Here is a 15,287-nt window from a genome sequence, read left to right as displayed (position 1 = left end):
GCCATCCGGGAACACTCCTTCCAAGGCATCGCACGCTCCTTTAACGGTCGTGCGACGATCATAAAAGGTGTTACCTATGTCCCTAGACAACTGTTACCTATGTCCCTGTGCCATACAGGGTCTCCCGCCCACGCGTTCAACTCAATGACGATTTGCCACTGCGCCCGCACTGGCTGAACGCGTGGGGTGATCTGGTCCAGTGGACCAGATCACAAGCCGCCCACCCTACAACATCAATTCGTGCGCGGTCCGCCGCCCAGCAGGAAAGCCAGCTTCTGCTTGCCCGGCTTGGACTGCACCGGCGTCGGCGTGACGACTTCCTTGCGCGCCGCGCTCGATGGCTCGTAGGGCTTGAGGAACCACGGATCGACCTTTTCGCGGCGCGGCGTCGGGCTGTAGCCGCTGCTGCGTGGCGGACGCTCGCTGCGCTCGCCGCCGCGTGGGGCGAATTCTTCGCGGCGACCACGGCGTTCGCTATCGCGTGCACCTTCGCGCGCACCGTCGCGTGCACGTGCGGACGGCGCCACGAAGCCCGGCAGCTCGCCGCGCGGCACGGTTTGCTTGATCAGCTTCTCGATGTCGAGCAGCAGGCGCTCGTCCTTGTCCGAGAATACCGACAGCGCGTCGCCCGAGGCGCCGGCGCGGCCGGTGCGGCCGATGCGGTGCACATAGTCTTCGGCGTTGTACGGCAGGTCGTAGTTGATCACGCAGGGCAGGTCCGAGATGTCGAGGCCGCGCGCGGCCACGTCGGTCGCCACCAGCACCTCCACGGTGCCCGCCTTGAAGGCGTCGAGGGCGGCCATGCGCTCCTGCTGGGTCTTGTCGCCGTGGATCGCCGAGGCCTTGATGCCCTTCTTCTCCAGGTGGGTCGACAGGCGCGAGGCGCCGATCTTGGTGTTCGAGAACACGATCACCTGCTTCAGATTGCGCTCGCGGATGATGTGCTCGACCACGTCGCGCTTGAGCTCTTCGTCGACCTTGTAGGCGATCTGGGTGACCTTGTCGGCGGTGGCGTTGCTGCGCGCCACTTCGATCAGCACCGGGCTGTTCAGGAAGCTGTTGGCCAGCTTCTTGATCTCCGGCGAGAAGGTGGCCGAGAACATCAGGTTCTGGCGCTGCTTCGGCAGCAGGTTGATGATGCGCTGCAGGTCCGGCAGGAAGCCCATGTCGAGCATGCGGTCGGCTTCGTCCATGACCAGCATCTGCACCTGGCCCAGGCTCAGGTTCTTCTGCTCGATGTGGTCGAGCAGGCGGCCCGGGGTGGCGATGACGATCTCGACGCCGCCTTTCAGGATGGTGGTCTGGCCCTTCATGTCCATGCCGCCGAACACGACGGTGGAGCGCAGCGGCGTATGGCGCGAATAGGCCTTGACGTTCTCGGCCACCTGCACCGCCAGTTCGCGGGTCGGGGTCAGCACCAGGGCCCGCACCGGGTGGCGCGCAGGCGACATGCTGCTGTTGGCATGCGCCAGCAGGAGCTGGATGATCGGCAGCGAGAAGCCGGCGGTCTTGCCGGTACCGGTCTGGGCGGCGCCCATGACGTCGCGGCCCTGCAGCACCAGCGGGATCGCCTTGGCCTGGATCGGGGTCGGGTGCACATAGCCCTGGTCGTTCAGCGCGCGCAGGATTTCCGGCGCCAGGCCGAGGTCGGCAAAACGCACGGTGGGCGCTTCGTCCGCCTTCACCTGCTCGATCGGTGCGGCCAGGGTGATGTCGGCGGGATCGAGGCTTTCGGGAGTATTCTGGATATCAGACATATTCTTGTTGGACAGTATTTCGTTAGCTCTACGGCTACGCCTGCGCGCATGCTGCCGCCTGCGGGTAGCTTCCAGATGGGACGGCGGACCGGTGACCGGACCGCATGGGCCGCGCAGGCGCCGCAACCGAAAACGGTGCGGACGGGCGGACGTAGAGGCACTTTAGCGGGCTACACGATACCTGAAAACCACCCCCATGTATATAAGGTCTTGATTTGTAGGGTGGGCGACTATGCTGCCCACGCGGTAATCACCATCGGCTCCGTTGTCGCGCCGAATGATCTCGCTGCAAACTATCGCCGCGTGGGCGGGAGACCCGCCCACCCTACGGGTTCCACCCGCGTCGCTGGGCCGCGCGTTCCGCCGCCGGGTCGAGGGTGGCGCCGACGATACGGGCATCGATGGCGGCCTGCACCGCCGGGGGCAGCGTGCTGCCGTCGAGCCAGGCGGTGCCCGCCTGCGGCTGGGCCAGCACCGGGATGGTCCAGCGGCCGCCACCGCGGCAGGCCAGGCCGGCCGTGGTGTCGACCACGAAGCTGCGGCAATAGCTGCCGTCCTTCGACACGAAGGTGACGCCGATGCGCACCCCGGTCTCCGAGGGCCCGGGGCTGGCCAGCTGGCCGCCGAGGGCGCCGACCAGGCGGCCCTGCGCCACCAGGGCGCCGTCGCTGGCCTCCAGCATCACCAGGTCGGCATCGGGCCGCAGCTCCTGCCAGCCGAGCGCGCCGCCGACGGCGCCCAGCACCAGCGCGGCGCCCACCGCCAGCCAGTGGTGCAGCGTCCAGCCGGGACGGGCCGCCCTGGGCGGCGGCGGGACGGCGGCGCGTCCAGGGCGGACGGCGTCTAGGTGGACCACCTTGGCCCCGCCGGGCGGCAACGCGCGCTGCTGGTGGCCGCCGCCGTCGTGGCCGTTGGAGACGCTGAAGATGTGCGCGCGGCCGGTGGAGCGGCCGCTGTTTTCGCGGCGATGCTGGGAGATGCGGGCCGCCAGTATCGGATCGGCATGCATGGCCCGCTCGACCGCGGCGCGGGCCGGCTCGGCCAGCTCACCGTGGATATACGCGATCAGGAGGTCGTCGGAGAATTTCATGCCAGCAAATGGGCTACGAAAATGAGCTACGAGGTGATCAAGCCGTGCTCGTCCAGGACATCGTGCAGCAGCTCCAGGCGGATCACGGGGTTGTCGAGCATGAGCATGTGGTGCTTCTGCTGGTTGGGCAGCGGCAGCAGTTCGCACCACCGGTTCGCCACCCAGCCGCAGTCGTCAAGGCGGAACGGCGGCTGCACCGGCCAGCGGTGGCGCGGCACGTCGTGCAGCGAGGACAGCACGCGGTCGAGCGCGTCGGACGCGCCCTGCAGCTCGGAAGGCACGCGCACGTCGTGGTCGTCCTCGACCAGCTCGGCTTCGGCCATCCACAGCCCGTTCAGGCGCTGTTCGGCGGTCACCACCGTGAAGCGCGACCCGCCGCGGCACAGCACCTGCAGCAGGCCGGGCGAGGTGGTGGTGGTTTCGGTGACGGAGGCGATGGTGCCGGCGGCGGCGAAGCGCTCCGGCTCGCCGTCCGGCTGGCGTACTTCATGTCCTTGCGTGAGGAGCACCACCCCGAACGGCGTGTCCTCGGTGAGGCAGCGGCTGATCATGTCGAGGTAGCGGACCTCGAACACCTGCAGCGGCAGCACCCCGTCCGGGAACAGCACCGTACTGAGCGGGAACAAGGGCATGGAAATCGTGGACATGATGCCCATCATGACAGAATCGCAGGTGAAGCGGGAGCACGATTGGGGGCTGGCGGCCGGAGCAGGCGCGGCCGTTCAACGCTCTGGTCCTTGCACGGGCATCGTGCGGATCGCATGCGAAAAATTGCCGAGTCTCCAGCGCAAACGCTCCAGCCCCGGGTCCGGCATCGGCACCACCCGCACCCGCAGCACGCCGCCCGGCAGCGCCGGACACGGGATCTCGCGCTCGCCGGCCTCCTCGACCGGCAGGCGGAACTCGCCGCCCGGCGCCAGCTGCACCGGGCCGAACACGAGCGGGGCGCCGGTAGCATTCCTCAGCAGCAGCACGTCCTGCACGCCCAGGGTCAGGCGCACCGTGGCTGGCGCATTGGGAGCATCGGGGCCGCCGCGCACTTCCAGCAGCAGCTCGTGGCTGTCGCCACGCAGCGGCCACAACATGCCCCACAGCAAAACCAGCAGCAGCGCGCCCGCCAGCGACGCGAGCGGCCAATGGCGGCGCAGGGAGTCAAAATATTGCATTTTGTAAATTTTAAGCCATACTGGTTCTTGCCGGATGCGCACAATGGCGTGCGCCTCAACCCAGCAAGGATGCGTATCCTACCTGTTTCCACGCGATCCCGATCAACCTGCCCCACGGCGCCTCGCGCGTACGCGTGTAGAGACAACATGCCGCAGTCCCAGCCACCCGACCAGTCCAGCCGCACTCTTCCGCCCGGTTCCGGACCGATGCCGCTGCTGCTGGCCATGCTGGTGCTGCTGGTGACATTACTGGTCACCTTCAGCGCCTGGACCAGCGCCAAGCGCACCGCCGAATCCCAGCTGCTCGAGACCTTCGACTACCGCACCCGCGACATGGTGTTCAGCATCAGCCGCCGGATGGCGGTGTACGAGCAGGTGCTGCGCGGCGCGCGCGGCTACCTGCGCGGGTCGGTCGAACTCGACCGGCGCGAATGGGAGCAATACTACCGGCTGCTACGCCTGGACCAGTCCTTCCCCGGCATGGAAGCGCTCGGCATCGCCTCCATCGTCCCGCCCGGCCAACTGGCGGCGCACGAGGCGGCCATGCGGCGCCAGGGCTATCCCGGCTATACGGTGCGCCCGGCCGAGCCGAGCGCGCTCACCACCGCGATCACCCACATCGAGCCCTTCGGCGGGCGCAACCTGCGCGCCTTCGGTTTCGACATGTTCAGCGAACCGGTGCGCCGCGCCGCCATGGAACGGGCGCGCGACAGTGCCCAGGCGGCCCTGAGCGGCAAGGTGGTGCTGGTCCAGGAAGAGGTGGCCCACGAGGGCCCGGCCGGCCAGCAGGCCGGCGCGCTGATGTACCTGCCGGTGTACCGCAAAGGCCAGCTGACCGGTACCGTCGAGCAGCGCCGCGCCGCCATCGTCGGCTGGGTGTACGCGCCCTTCCGCATGAACGACCTCATGAAAGGGCTGGGCGGCGCCCACTCGACCGATCTCGAGATCGAGATCCACGACGGCGAGCCGGCCGGCGGCGCCACCCTGCTGTACCGCTCGCCCAACGCGTCGGCCCACCGGGCGCAGCTGCGCGCCAGCGCCCAGATCCTGCCCGGCGGGCGCACCTGGACCATCACGATGCGCTCCAGCGCCGCCCTGGAGGACAGCCGCGACACCACGCGCCCGCGGCTGGTCGCCGTGACCGGCATTGGCCTGAGCGTGCTGATCAGCCTGGTGGTCTGGCTGCTGGCCAGCGAGCGCCGCCGCGCGCTGCAGCTGGCGCAGGGCATGACGCTCGCGCTGCGCCGCTCGCACGACCAGGTCGCCAGCGAGCAGAAGCGCATCCAGGTGATCCTCGAGAACGCGCCCGACGCTTTTGTGGCGGTCGACGACGCCGGCCGCATCACCGACTGGAATGCGCAGGCCAGCCGCCTGTTCGGCCTGAGCGCGGCCCAGGCCATCGGCCGCGACGTGCGCGAGCTGCTGCCCGAGGATAGCCGTCCCGGCTTCGGCGCCGGCTTCGAGGCCTTCGCACATGGCGGCAACTGCCCGATGCTGGGCGCGCCGACCGAACTATGGGTGCTCGACCGCGACGGGCGCCGCATCCCGGCCGAAGTGACGGTGGCGGCGCTGCCGATCGGCGCGCGCTTCGGGGCCACCGCGTTCGTGCGCGACATCCGGCAGCGCAAGGAAACCGAAGCGCGCGAGCAGCAACGCCAGCGCGGCCTCGACGAGGCGCGCCAGGCGCTGGCCCGGTCGCAGAAGCTCGAAGCGGTGGGCAAGCTCACCGGCGGCGTGGCCCACGACTTCAACAACATCCTGCACATCATCAGCGCCAACGTGCAGCTGATGCTGCGCGCCGACACCAGCCAGCGCAAGCGCCTGCTGAGCATCCTCGACGCGGTCGAGCGCGGTTCCAAGCTGGCCGGCCAGCTGCTCGCCTTCGCGCGGCGCCAGCCGCTGCACCCGCTCGAGGTCCACGTCGACAGGCTGCTGGAGCGCATGGACAGCCTGGTGCTGCGCGCGGTGGGCGACGGAATCACGCTGGAGAAGCGCGTCCCGGAGGATCTGTGGCCGGTCCTGGTCGACCCGAACCAGCTCGAGAACGTGCTGCTCAACCTGGTGATCAACGCGCGCGACGCCATGGAAGGCCAGGGCCGCATCGTGCTCGCGCTCGGCAATGCCCATGTCGAGGACGACGCGCTGCTGGCGCCGGGCGACTACGTGACGGTGGCGGTGGCCGATTCCGGGCACGGCATGCCGCACGAGGTGATGGAGCGCGCCTTCGAGCCCTTCTTCACCACCAAGCCCGAGGGCAAGGGCACCGGTCTCGGCCTGTCGATGGCGCACGGCTTCGCACGCCAGAGCGGCGGCGACATCCGGCTGGCGAGCGAGACCGGCAAGGGGACGACGGTGACGATTTATTTGCCGCGGCACAGGGCGGTGGCGCAGCGCGCGATGCACTGAACGTATGCTTATCGAAACGCGTTCGTTGCCGGTGCAGTGGGTCAAATCGTGCGCGCCAGGCACGCATGCTACATTTGGCTGCCTGAAACCGTCCAGGAGCACCGAGTGTCTGCTTCCCAAAACCAGTCTCTCCACGTTCCCGTCGAGCAGGGCGTGCCGGCAACCCGTTCGGTCGACAGCACGCTGGCCTTCCTGCGCGAAGGCTATCCCTTTATCCAGCGCCGCTGCGCCGAGCTGAATTCCGACGTCTTCACCACCCGCCTGATGGGCCGGCGCGTGGTCTGCACCAGCGGCCCGGAGGCCGCGCGCATGTTCTGGCAGCCGGGACGCTTCACGCGGCGCGGCGCGATCCCGCCGACCACCCTGAAGCTGCTGCAGGATCGCGGCAGCGCCGAAACGCTCGATGGCGAAGACCACCGCCACCGCAAGGCCATGATGATGTCGCTGCAGACCCCGGCCGACCGCGCGCGCATGGTGACGATCGCGCTGGAAGAGTGGCGCGCCCGCGTCAGCCTGTGGCCGGCGCAGCGGCACGTGACCCTGTTCGACGAGACCGAAAGCGTGCTGTGCGCGGCTGCCTGCCGCTGGGCCGGCATCCCGCCCGCCGGCATCGACCTGCCGCGCCTGAGCGCCGAGTTCTCGGCCATGATCGACGGCGCCGGCACCGTGTTACGGCGCACCGTGCAGGGCCTGGCCATGCTCCGCCGCACCGAGGGGTGGGCCAGCGGCCTGGTCGAGGCGGTGCGCGCCGGACAAATGACGCCGGCGCCGGGCAGTCCGCTGGCCGTCATCGCGCGCCACCGCGACCGCGACGAGCGCCCCCTGCCCCTGGAGATCGCCGCCAACGAACTGATCAATGTGCTGCGCCCGACGGTGGCGGTGGCGCGCTACATCGTGTTCGGCGCCCAGGCGCTGCACGAGTTTCCCGAATGGCGCCCGCGCCTGGCCAGCGGCGACGACGCGGCGCTCACCAGCTTCGCGCAGGAAGTGCGGCGCTTCTACCCCTTCTTTCCGGCGGTCGGCGGACGGGTGCTGGACCCTTTCGAGTGGCGCGGACTGCATTTCGGCGAAGGCATCTGGGTGCTGTTCGACATGCATGGCACCAACCACGACGCGCGCCTGTGGCCCGAGCCGCAGCGCTTCCGGCCCGAGCGCTTCACCGGCTGGCAGAGCGACGGCTTCGACCTGGTGGCGCAGGGCGCGGGCGACTACCTCACCGGGCACCGCTGTCCCGGCGAAACGATGACGATCGACCTGGTGAAATCGGCGCTGCACCTGTTGGCCTCGGAAGTGGTGTACACGGTGCCGCGCCAGGATTTGAGCATCGACCTGGCGCGCATGCCGGCGCTGCCGGCGAGCCGCTTCCAGATCGAGGTGGCAGCGCCGGTGCTCTAGCCGTGGAGCGCCGGGCCGGAACGCTGGGCGCCGTCATGCGCGCCACTGGCGCCCATGACCCCGATTGCGTCCATGCGACTTGGCATCGTACATGGCCAGGTCGGCGGCATGGAGCAGGGCGTCGGCATCCTTGCCGTCGTCCGGGAACAGCGCGGTGCCGAGGCTGCCCGAAATATGCAGTACCAGCCCGTCCTCCTTGTCCTCGAAAGGCTGGTTCAGCTGGTACAGGATGTTCTCCGCCACCCTCGCCGCGTCGGCCGGTTCGTCGCAGCGCGGCAGCAGCACCACGAATTCGTCGCCGCCGATCCGCGCCAGCGTGTCGGCCTCGCGCAGCCCCGCACGCAGGCGGCGCGCCACCAGCTGCAGCAGGCGGTCGCCGACGGCGTGGCCGTGGGTGTCGTTGACCGGCTTGAACTTGTCGAGGTCAAAGTAAATCAGCGCCACCTTGTGGCCGTCGCGGCTGGCCGTGCGGATCGCCTGGCGCAGGCGGTCGCCCAGCAGCACGCGGTTGGGCAGCCCGGTCAGGGCGTCCTCGTGCGCCATGCGGTGCATGCGCGCTTCCTCGTGCTTGCGCGCGTCGATGTTCGAGAAGGTGCCGACCATGCGCATCGGCTGGCCCAGCTCGTCGCGCTCGCTGATGGTGCCGCGCGCGTCGGTCCAGCGCCATTCGCCGTTACGCATGCGCACCCGGAACTCGGCCGCGAAATCCTGGCTGCGCCCGCCCAGGTGGGCGCGCAGCTGGGAGCGCAGCTGCGGCAGGTCGTCGGGATGCACGATGGCGTCGAGCGCGCTGCCGTACCACGAGATCACCGCGCGCTCGGTATCGAGGATCATCTGGGCGCGCGCCGACAGCGTGGCCAGGCCGGTGACGACATCGCAGTCCCAGACGCCGTCGCCGGTGGCGGTGAGCGCCAGCTTCCAGCGCGCCTCGGCGGCGGCCAGCGCCTTGAGGGCGCGGCGGCGGCGGTCGGTGGCGCCGAGCGCGGCCCAGCCCAGCACCGCCAACACGAAGGAGACCGTCGCGCCGACCCAGGCCAGCGCCGCGCGCTGCTGGGCAAAGCGCGCCTCGGCATCCTGCACCGCTTCGCCGACCGTCACCACCATGCCGTATTCGGGCAGCTTGTGCCAGGCGTAGAAGCGCTCGATCCCGTCGAACTGGCCGACGCGGCGGAAGCTGCCCGTCACCGGACTGTGCGCGGAATGCGGATTGTCCGCCAGGACCTGGCCCATGACCTGACGGCCGTTACCGCGGGCGCCTGCGTGGACACTGCGGGCAATGATGGCGCCGTCGGTGCGGATCAGCGACACCGAGGCGTGGGGGCCGAGGTCGATATCCTCGTAGAAGCGCACGAAATAATCGGGCGAGACGGTGGCCAGCATGACGCCCTGCAGGCGCCCTTGGGCGTCGCGGATCGAGCGGCTGAACTGCACGGCCCAGGCATCGGTGAGCGGGCAGATCACCGGACGGCTGACGTAGATGCGGTCGTCGCGGATCCCGAGATGGGCCTGGTAGCCGGCCGCCGTGCTCAGGTCCAGCCCGCGGTGCGAGGGGCCGGCATTGGTGTAGGCGAGCTTGCCTGCCGCGTCGAGCACGGTCACCATGATCGGGATCCGGTGGCGCAAATGGCGCGCATGTTCGCCGACGCTCAGCGTGAAGCCGGCACGGTCGCGCTGCCAGCTGGTGCGCAGTTGGATCAGCGACAGGTCGACGATGCCGACGGTGGCGCGCACTTCCTCGGTGAAGACGCGGGCATAGTTGCGCAGGTCGCGCTTGCTGTTGGCCTGGGCAATCGCGGCGAAGCGCGACTGCTCCACCGCCACCAGTCCCCAGACGATGGGCAGCATGATGGCCAGGTAGATGGCCAGGTCGCGCAGCACGCGGGGACGGAAGAAGCGTGCGACGCGGGCATGCGCGGACGGCTTGACGGAAGGGGACGGCGAAGACATGGACGACGAGCTTGCTTGGCAAAGGGAAGGCGAAGCCGGGCGCCTTGCTCGCGCCCGCAAAATTGTTGGAACGCGCCCGTCGTAACACTATTCATTATACATATTGTTTCTAGTAGGAACTTACTGTTGACCTAAAATTTACCGATTTTGAGCTCTGCTGCAACATGAAAGAATATTCCGTATAACCGCCTTTATTGAAATATTGTTTCATCCGTACCGGACTGCGCCGCCTGTCTGGACGCATGCTAGAGTGACGCCATGAAACCGTTCTACAACGTGGCCGGCGTGCTGGCCGTGCTGCTGGGGATCCTCGGGCTGTTCCTGCCCCTGCTGCCGACCACGCCCTTCCTGCTGCTTGCCTCCTGGTGCTTCGCCCGTGGCTCCGAGCGCCTGCACCGCTGGCTGCTGTCGCACCGCGTGTTCGGCGAATACCTGCGCAATTTCGAGGCCGGCCGCGGCATCCCGCTCAAGGCGAAGATCGTCGCCACGCTGATGTTGTGGACCTCGCTGCTGCTGGCGATGCGGCGCTTCCACGACACCGGCAGCATTGCCATCCCCGCCGCGCTGGCGCTGACCGGCGCCTGCGTCAGCCTCTACCTGTGGCGCTTCCTGCCCACGCTGCGCACGCTGAGAAAACCGTAATCGGCAAAAAATCGCTCTCCGACACACTGCGCCCCAATTTGTACTATCATTAGTTACATGAGACGCGACAGCAAACTTTCCTCGGTTCTCCACGTGCTCCTGCACCTGGCCCACAGCGACCGCCCGATGACCTCGGAAGAAATGGCCCGCTTCCTCGACACCAATCCGGTGCTGGTGCGGCGCATCCTGGCCGGCCTGCGCGAGCGCGGCTACATCAGCTCGAACCGCGGCCACGGCGGCGGCTGGAGCATCACCTGCGACCTGGGCAAGGTGACGCTGCGCGACATCTACGACGCCGTCGGCGCCCCACCCTTCTTCGCCATGGGCAACCGCAGCGAAAAGACCAGCTGCCTGGTCGAGCAGGCGGTCAACGCCGCCCTGGGCCAGGCCTTCGACGAGGCCGAAGCGCTGCTGATCCGCCAGCTCGGCCACGTCACGCTGGCCGACCTGTCGCGCGACTTCAACCAGCGTTTCGAGGACTACAAACGCACCCACCACGACACGAGGTTCCACCATGAGCACAAGCATGAGCATAAGCACGACCGCGACCACGACCCGGTTTGACGCCATCGTCATCGGCGGCAGCTACGCCGGCCTGTCCGCCGCCCTGCAACTGGCCAGGGCCCGGCGCCAGGTACTGGTGGTCGACGCCGGCCGGCGCCGCAACCGCTTCGCCAGCGAATCGCACGGTTTCCTCGGCCGCGACGGCCAGACGGCCGCCGCCATCGCCGAGGCCGGCCGCGCCGATGTTGCCGCCTACCCCACCGTCCAGTGGATCGACGGCAGCGCGCTCGACGCACGCGCGGACACGAACGGCGATGGCTTCACCGTCGACCTCGACGACAGCAGGCAGGTGCGCGGCCGCCGCCTGGTGCTGGCCACCGGCGTGCGCGACGAACTGCCGCCCATCGAAGGCCTGGCCGAGCGCTGGGGCCGCAGCGTGTTTCACTGTCCCTACTGCCACGGCTACGAGCTGCAGCAGGGCGCGATCGGCATCCTGGCCAATGACGAGATGGCCTTTCACCAGGCGATGCTGCTGCCCGACTGGGGCGCCGTCACGCTGTTCACCAACGGCCGCTACGCACCTGGCGACGAACAGCGCGCCGCGATGGCAAAGCGCGGCGTGGCCGCCATCGACGACACGCCGATCCTGCGCATCGACGACGCCGCCACCGTCGTGCTGGCCGACGGCCGCCGCATCGCGCATGCGGGCCTGTTCACCTACGGCCGCCTGCACATGGCAAGCCCGATCGCCTCGCTGCTCGGCTGCGAGTTCGACGAGGGCCCGCTCGGCCCCTTCATCCGCACCGACATGAGCAAGCAGACCACCGTGCCCGGCGTGTTCGCCGGCGGCGATGCGACGCGGCCGGCCGGCAACGTGGCCATCGCCGTGGCAGACGGCGCGATGGCCGGCCTGGGCGCGCACCGCTCGCTGGTCTTCGGCTGACCGGCCCTCAGGGGCAGCTGTACTGGAACCGGCCCTCGCTGTCGGCCGGATAGCTCAGCAGGATGGTGTCGGTGCGCCCGCCGGGCATCCAGAGCAGCTGGACGTTGCGCTGGCGCGAGGCGAACGCGTGGGGGCCGACTTCTTCCAGCCGCACCCGCCGCCGGTTGTCGAACTCGGCGTAGAGCTGCTGGTCGAGATCGAACAGCCGCAATGTGTGACCGTTGGACAGGGCGTAGCTGCCGACGACTTCGGCGGCGAGCTCGGCGCCGGTGGAGAAATCCGCACCGGGCGTGCCCATGGCCCCGCGTTGTGCGGTGATGTTGACCATGCCCTGCCCGCCACACTGGGCGGCGGACACAAGGGGCGCGGCCAGCAGGCATGCGGCCGCGACGAGCGGATGGTAGCTGCGCATGGGATCTCCCGTGGCTGATTACCGTGCTAGTCAGACAGTGGCAATCGTCCAAACGGTTCGTCGCCGCAGCAGACAACGTTGAGCGAAATCAAACCTCTTGCAGTTGGTGGATAATGGGGCATATGGAAATCCAGTTCCTCGGCACCTCCTCCGGCACACCGACCAGGTCGCGCAACATGAGCGCCATCGCGATCCGCACCCGCGGCGCCAAGCACTGGTCGCTGGTTGATTGCGCCGAAGGCACGCAACACCGGCTGCTGCGCACCTCTCTGTCCCCGATGAACCTGCGCGCGATCTTCATCACCCACCTGCATGGCGACCACTGCTACGGCCTGCCCGGCCTGCTGGCCAGCGCCGGCATGCTCAACCGGACAGCGCCGATGACCATCGTCGGCCCGCCGCCGCTGCGCGGCATGATCGAATGCATCATGGAAGCGACGCAGCTGACCCTGCCCTACCCCATCGAGTGGGTGCGGACCGGCGAGCTGGCCCACACCGACGTCCTGCCCGACCTGCGGGTGCATGCGACCGCGCTGTCGCACCGCATCGAATCGCACGCCTTCAGCTTCACCGAGGCGGCGGTGGAGCGCAAGCTCGACATCGACAAGCTGAAGGCGGGCGGCATTCCCTCCGGGCCGGCCTGGGGCGAGATCCAGCAGGAACGCAACGTGGTGCTGCCGGATGGCCGCCTGGTCGCGGCCGAACAGTTCTTGCTGCCGCCGCGCCGTTCGCGCAAGCTGATCATTGCCGGCGACAACGACAGGCCGGCGCTGCTGGCGCTCGAGGCCGCGAGCGCCGACCTGCTGGTGCACGAGGCAACCTATACCGAAGCGATCCTGCACAAGATCGGCCCCGGGCCGCAGCACAGCTCGGCCGCGATGGTGGCGCGGGTGGCGCAGGAAGCGCAGGTGCCGAACCTGATCCTGACCCACTTCAGCCCGCGCTACCAGGACACGAACCAGGGCAAGACGAGCGCCCTGAGCCTGGACGATATCGAGCGCGAGGCGCGCGAACACTACACGGGCACGCTCGCGCTGGCGCGCGACCTGGCGACCTACGAGCTCGGGAAGGACGGCAGGCTCAGTCTTCTGCCCTGAGCTCGGGCTACAATTCCCCCATGCCTAAGAAAACACCCATCTTCCCCGGACCGCACACCACACGCGGCGCCGTGCTCGCCGTGCTGTTGTCGAACGAAGACCAGCTAGGCGCCGAGCCGATGCGCGGCCGCATCACCCTGGCCGCCATCGTCCGCGCGCTCAAGCGCAAGTACCACTGGCCGATCGAGACCGAGAGCTTTCCGTCGAATAGCGCGGACGGGCGCGCCACCTGGGCGACGGTGTACAGCCTGCCGCCGGAGGCGATCGCCAAGGCGCTGACCGCCGGCGGGCGCGATTGGCTCAAGAGCCGCAAGACCGGCCCCTCAATGAATCAGCGCTAGCTGCGCGAACTCTTCCACCGCAAAATCCACAAAGGCGCGCACGCGTGGCGCCATATGCCGCGCGCCCGCGAAGACCAAGTGCACCGGCAGCGCCTCGCGCTCGTACGCGCTCAGGATCGGTATCAGGCTGCCCGCGAGCACATCGGGCGCCGCCTGGTAGGACAAGGCGCGGGCAATGCCGAAGCCCCCGCGCGCCGCGTTCAGTACGCCTTCCACATCGTTGACCTGCAGGCGCGGCGTGAAGCGCACCACGTGTTCGCGCTCCCCCACCCCGTAACGCCATTCCGGCAGCCCCCGCACCGCCGTTCCCAGGATCAGCTGGTGCCGGCCCAGCTCCTCGGGCGTGGCAGGCGTGCCATGCTGCTGCAAATAGGCCGGACTGGCCACGGTCATGCGCCGCACCTCGCCCAGCCGGCGCGCCACCAGGCTGGACGTGTCAAGAAGCCCGATGCGCAGCGCCAGGTCGACGCCGTTGTCGATCAGGTCGATGTTGCGGTCGTTGAGGATCAGCTCGACCTGGATCTCCGGATAGCGCATGAGAAACTTGGTCACCACGGGCGCCATGTGGCGGCGCCCGAATACCGTCGGCGCCGTTACCCGCAGCAGCCCGCGCGGCGCAGCCGCCTGGTGCTCGCGGATCGCCATGTCGTAGTCGGCCAGCAGGCGGCGCGCCTGCACGGCGAGACGATGGCCCTCGCCCGTCGGGCTCAAGCGGCGCGTACTGCGCTCGAACAGGCGCGCACCCATGCGCCCCTCGAGCGCCGCCAGCAGCCGCGTCACTGCCGAAGGCGAGCGGTGCAGTTTCTGCGACGCGGCGGCCATGCTGCCCGCCTCGAAAATGGCGAGGAAAACCTGTAGTTCATCCAGACGGTCCATTATTGCAGCGAGTGAAAGAGTGATTTGCGATTATGCCCCATTCCGCAACGCCGCTGCTGTGACTACGATGAAGCCTCCATCCATCACATCCTTCGCAGCCATGACTCCTTCCTCCCTTACCCTGTATGGCGTTCCACTCTCCGGTCACAGCCACCGTGTGGAACTGTTCCTGCACCTGCTGAAGCTGCCCTACCGCTTCATCGATGCGCCGGCGCCGGTCCGCCAGAGCGCCGAGTTCCTTCGCATCAATCCGCTCGGCCAGATTCCCGTGCTGCAGGACGGCGAGCTCGTGCTCGCAGACAGCAATGCCATCCTGGTGTACCTGGCCAAACGTTATGCCCCGGACAGCGGTTGGCTGCCAAGCGATCCTGTCGAGGCGGCGCAGGTGCAGCGCTGGCTGTCGCTGGCGGCCGGCGAAATCGCCTTCGGCCCGGCCAAGGCGCGCGTTTCGGCACGCTGGGGCGATACCGGCATGCCGCAGGAGCTGATGCACAAGCTGGCGGACAAGGTGCTGCGCTTCATGGAAGACAGCCTCGCGCAACAGGACTTCCTGGCCGCGCCACGGCCGACGCTGGCCGACCTGGCCTGCTACGCCTACATTGCGCATGCGCCGGAAGGCGGCGTATCGCTGGCGCCCTACCCGCAGGTGCGCAACTGGATCGCGCGCATCCAGGCCCTGCCGCATTTCGTGCCGATGCCGGCGTGAGTGCG

Annotated in this window: 15 protein-coding genes; 8 read left to right on the top strand and 7 right to left on the bottom strand. The window is 68.6% G+C overall.

The features are described from left to right. Positions 1-233: 233 nt before the first annotated feature. The 4 genes from AC56LU_RS06100 to AC56LU_RS06085 form a co-directional block, all read right to left on the bottom strand. On the bottom strand, positions 234-1,757 hold the full coding sequence (locus tag AC56LU_RS06100) for a DEAD/DEAH box helicase (protein ID WP_497174710.1): 1,524 nt from the start codon (positions 1,755-1,757) through the stop codon (positions 234-236). A 325-nt stretch (positions 1,758-2,082) separates the two neighbouring features. Next, complete coding sequence (locus tag AC56LU_RS06095) at positions 2,083-2,847, bottom strand: hypothetical protein (protein WP_497174709.1); 765 nt, start codon at positions 2,845-2,847, stop codon at positions 2,083-2,085. Between the two features lie 26 nt (positions 2,848-2,873). Beyond that, on the bottom strand, positions 2,874-3,494 hold the full coding sequence (locus AC56LU_RS06090; RefSeq protein WP_497174708.1) for an LON peptidase substrate-binding domain-containing protein: 621 nt from the start codon (positions 3,492-3,494) through the stop codon (positions 2,874-2,876). 75 nt (positions 3,495-3,569) lie between these two features. Beyond that, positions 3,570-4,013 (bottom strand): hypothetical protein, encoded by a 444-nt coding sequence (locus AC56LU_RS06085; protein ID WP_497174707.1) that lies wholly within the window; start codon positions 4,011-4,013, stop codon positions 3,570-3,572. A 147-nt stretch (positions 4,014-4,160) separates the two neighbouring features. Between AC56LU_RS06085 and AC56LU_RS06080 the strand changes: the two genes are divergently transcribed. Together AC56LU_RS06080 and AC56LU_RS06075 are read left to right on the top strand one after the other, a co-directional pair. Next, positions 4,161-6,419, top strand: coding sequence for a CHASE domain-containing protein (locus tag AC56LU_RS06080; RefSeq protein WP_497174706.1), 2,259 nt, complete (start codon positions 4,161-4,163; stop codon positions 6,417-6,419). Positions 6,420-6,524: 105 nt separating this feature from the next. Next, the gene (locus tag AC56LU_RS06075) at positions 6,525-7,814 is read left to right on the top strand and encodes a cytochrome P450 (RefSeq protein WP_497174705.1); all 1,290 of its coding nucleotides are present in this window, start codon (positions 6,525-6,527) and stop codon (positions 7,812-7,814) included. 33 nt (positions 7,815-7,847) lie between these two features. Here the strand turns inward: AC56LU_RS06075 and AC56LU_RS06070 are convergent, their stop codons facing one another. Then, positions 7,848-9,761 (bottom strand): bifunctional diguanylate cyclase/phosphodiesterase, encoded by a 1,914-nt coding sequence (locus tag AC56LU_RS06070; protein ID WP_497174704.1) that lies wholly within the window; start codon positions 9,759-9,761, stop codon positions 7,848-7,850. A gap of 258 nt (positions 9,762-10,019) precedes the next feature. Here AC56LU_RS06070 and AC56LU_RS06065 point away from each other — a divergent pair, with 258 nt between their 5' ends. From AC56LU_RS06065 to AC56LU_RS06055, 3 genes are read left to right on the top strand one after another with little or no spacing between them, the layout of a single operon-like run. Then, positions 10,020-10,403, top strand: a complete 384-nt coding sequence (locus AC56LU_RS06065) for a YbaN family protein (protein ID WP_497174703.1) — start codon at positions 10,020-10,022, stop codon at positions 10,401-10,403. A 57-nt stretch (positions 10,404-10,460) separates the two neighbouring features. Next, positions 10,461-10,967 (top strand): RrF2 family transcriptional regulator, encoded by a 507-nt coding sequence (locus AC56LU_RS06060; protein WP_497174702.1) that lies wholly within the window; start codon positions 10,461-10,463, stop codon positions 10,965-10,967. Then, positions 10,930-11,850, top strand: coding sequence for an NAD(P)/FAD-dependent oxidoreductase (locus AC56LU_RS06055; protein WP_497174701.1), 921 nt, complete (start codon positions 10,930-10,932; stop codon positions 11,848-11,850). The genes AC56LU_RS06060 and AC56LU_RS06055 overlap by 38 nt, the downstream gene beginning before the upstream one ends. Positions 11,851-11,857: 7 nt before the next feature. On the opposite strand, the gene AC56LU_RS06050 is transcribed toward AC56LU_RS06055, so the two are convergent. Next, positions 11,858-12,262, bottom strand: coding sequence for a hypothetical protein (locus AC56LU_RS06050; protein ID WP_497174700.1), 405 nt, complete (start codon positions 12,260-12,262; stop codon positions 11,858-11,860). A gap of 122 nt (positions 12,263-12,384) precedes the next feature. Between AC56LU_RS06050 and AC56LU_RS06045 the strand changes: the two genes are divergently transcribed. Both AC56LU_RS06045 and AC56LU_RS06040 read left to right on the top strand, forming a co-directional pair. Further along, positions 12,385-13,359, top strand: a complete 975-nt coding sequence (locus AC56LU_RS06045) for an MBL fold metallo-hydrolase (protein WP_497174699.1) — start codon at positions 12,385-12,387, stop codon at positions 13,357-13,359. A 20-nt stretch (positions 13,360-13,379) separates the two neighbouring features. Further along, positions 13,380-13,700 carry a hypothetical protein gene (locus AC56LU_RS06040; RefSeq protein ID WP_497174698.1) on the top strand — a complete coding sequence of 107 codons (321 nt, stop codon included), beginning with the start codon at positions 13,380-13,382 and terminating at the stop codon, positions 13,698-13,700. On the opposite strand, the gene AC56LU_RS06035 is transcribed toward AC56LU_RS06040, so the two are convergent. Continuing rightward, positions 13,683-14,576 (bottom strand): LysR family transcriptional regulator, encoded by an 894-nt coding sequence (locus tag AC56LU_RS06035; protein ID WP_497174697.1) that lies wholly within the window; start codon positions 14,574-14,576, stop codon positions 13,683-13,685. The genes AC56LU_RS06040 and AC56LU_RS06035 overlap by 18 nt on opposite strands. A gap of 100 nt (positions 14,577-14,676) precedes the next feature. Between AC56LU_RS06035 and AC56LU_RS06030 the strand changes: the two genes are divergently transcribed. Further along, positions 14,677-15,282: a glutathione S-transferase family protein gene (locus AC56LU_RS06030; protein ID WP_497174696.1), complete on the top strand. Its 606-nt coding sequence runs from the start codon at positions 14,677-14,679 to the stop codon at positions 15,280-15,282. Positions 15,283-15,287: the final 5 nt, after the last annotated feature.

The organism is Telluria sp. PB2R4, assembly GCF_059685695.1.
This window is presented reverse-complemented; position numbering and strand designations above follow the sequence as displayed.

Excerpts from the sequence above, each read along its gene's own strand:
- AC56LU_RS06100 (WP_497174710.1), bottom strand. The coding sequence starts at position 1,757 with ATGTCTGATATCCAGAATACTCCCGAAAGCCTCGATCCCGCCGACATC.
- AC56LU_RS06095 (WP_497174709.1), bottom strand. The coding sequence starts at position 2,847 with ATGAAATTCTCCGACGACCTCCTGATCGCGTATATCCACGGTGAGCTG.
- AC56LU_RS06090 (WP_497174708.1), bottom strand. The coding sequence starts at position 3,494 with ATGTCCACGATTTCCATGCCCTTGTTCCCGCTCAGTACGGTGCTGTTC.
- AC56LU_RS06085 (WP_497174707.1), bottom strand. The coding sequence starts at position 4,013 with ATGCAATATTTTGACTCCCTGCGCCGCCATTGGCCGCTCGCGTCGCTG.
- AC56LU_RS06080 (WP_497174706.1), top strand. The coding sequence starts at position 4,161 with ATGCCGCAGTCCCAGCCACCCGACCAGTCCAGCCGCACTCTTCCGCCC.
- AC56LU_RS06070 (WP_497174704.1), bottom strand. The coding sequence starts at position 9,761 with ATGTCTTCGCCGTCCCCTTCCGTCAAGCCGTCCGCGCATGCCCGCGTC.
- AC56LU_RS06065 (WP_497174703.1), top strand. The coding sequence starts at position 10,020 with ATGAAACCGTTCTACAACGTGGCCGGCGTGCTGGCCGTGCTGCTGGGG.
- AC56LU_RS06060 (WP_497174702.1), top strand. The coding sequence starts at position 10,461 with ATGAGACGCGACAGCAAACTTTCCTCGGTTCTCCACGTGCTCCTGCAC.
- AC56LU_RS06055 (WP_497174701.1), top strand. The coding sequence starts at position 10,930 with ATGAGCATAAGCACGACCGCGACCACGACCCGGTTTGACGCCATCGTC.
- AC56LU_RS06050 (WP_497174700.1), bottom strand. The coding sequence starts at position 12,262 with ATGCGCAGCTACCATCCGCTCGTCGCGGCCGCATGCCTGCTGGCCGCG.
- AC56LU_RS06045 (WP_497174699.1), top strand. The coding sequence starts at position 12,385 with ATGGAAATCCAGTTCCTCGGCACCTCCTCCGGCACACCGACCAGGTCG.
- AC56LU_RS06040 (WP_497174698.1), top strand. The coding sequence starts at position 13,380 with ATGCCTAAGAAAACACCCATCTTCCCCGGACCGCACACCACACGCGGC.
- AC56LU_RS06035 (WP_497174697.1), bottom strand. The coding sequence starts at position 14,576 with ATGGACCGTCTGGATGAACTACAGGTTTTCCTCGCCATTTTCGAGGCG.
- AC56LU_RS06030 (WP_497174696.1), top strand. The coding sequence starts at position 14,677 with ATGACTCCTTCCTCCCTTACCCTGTATGGCGTTCCACTCTCCGGTCAC.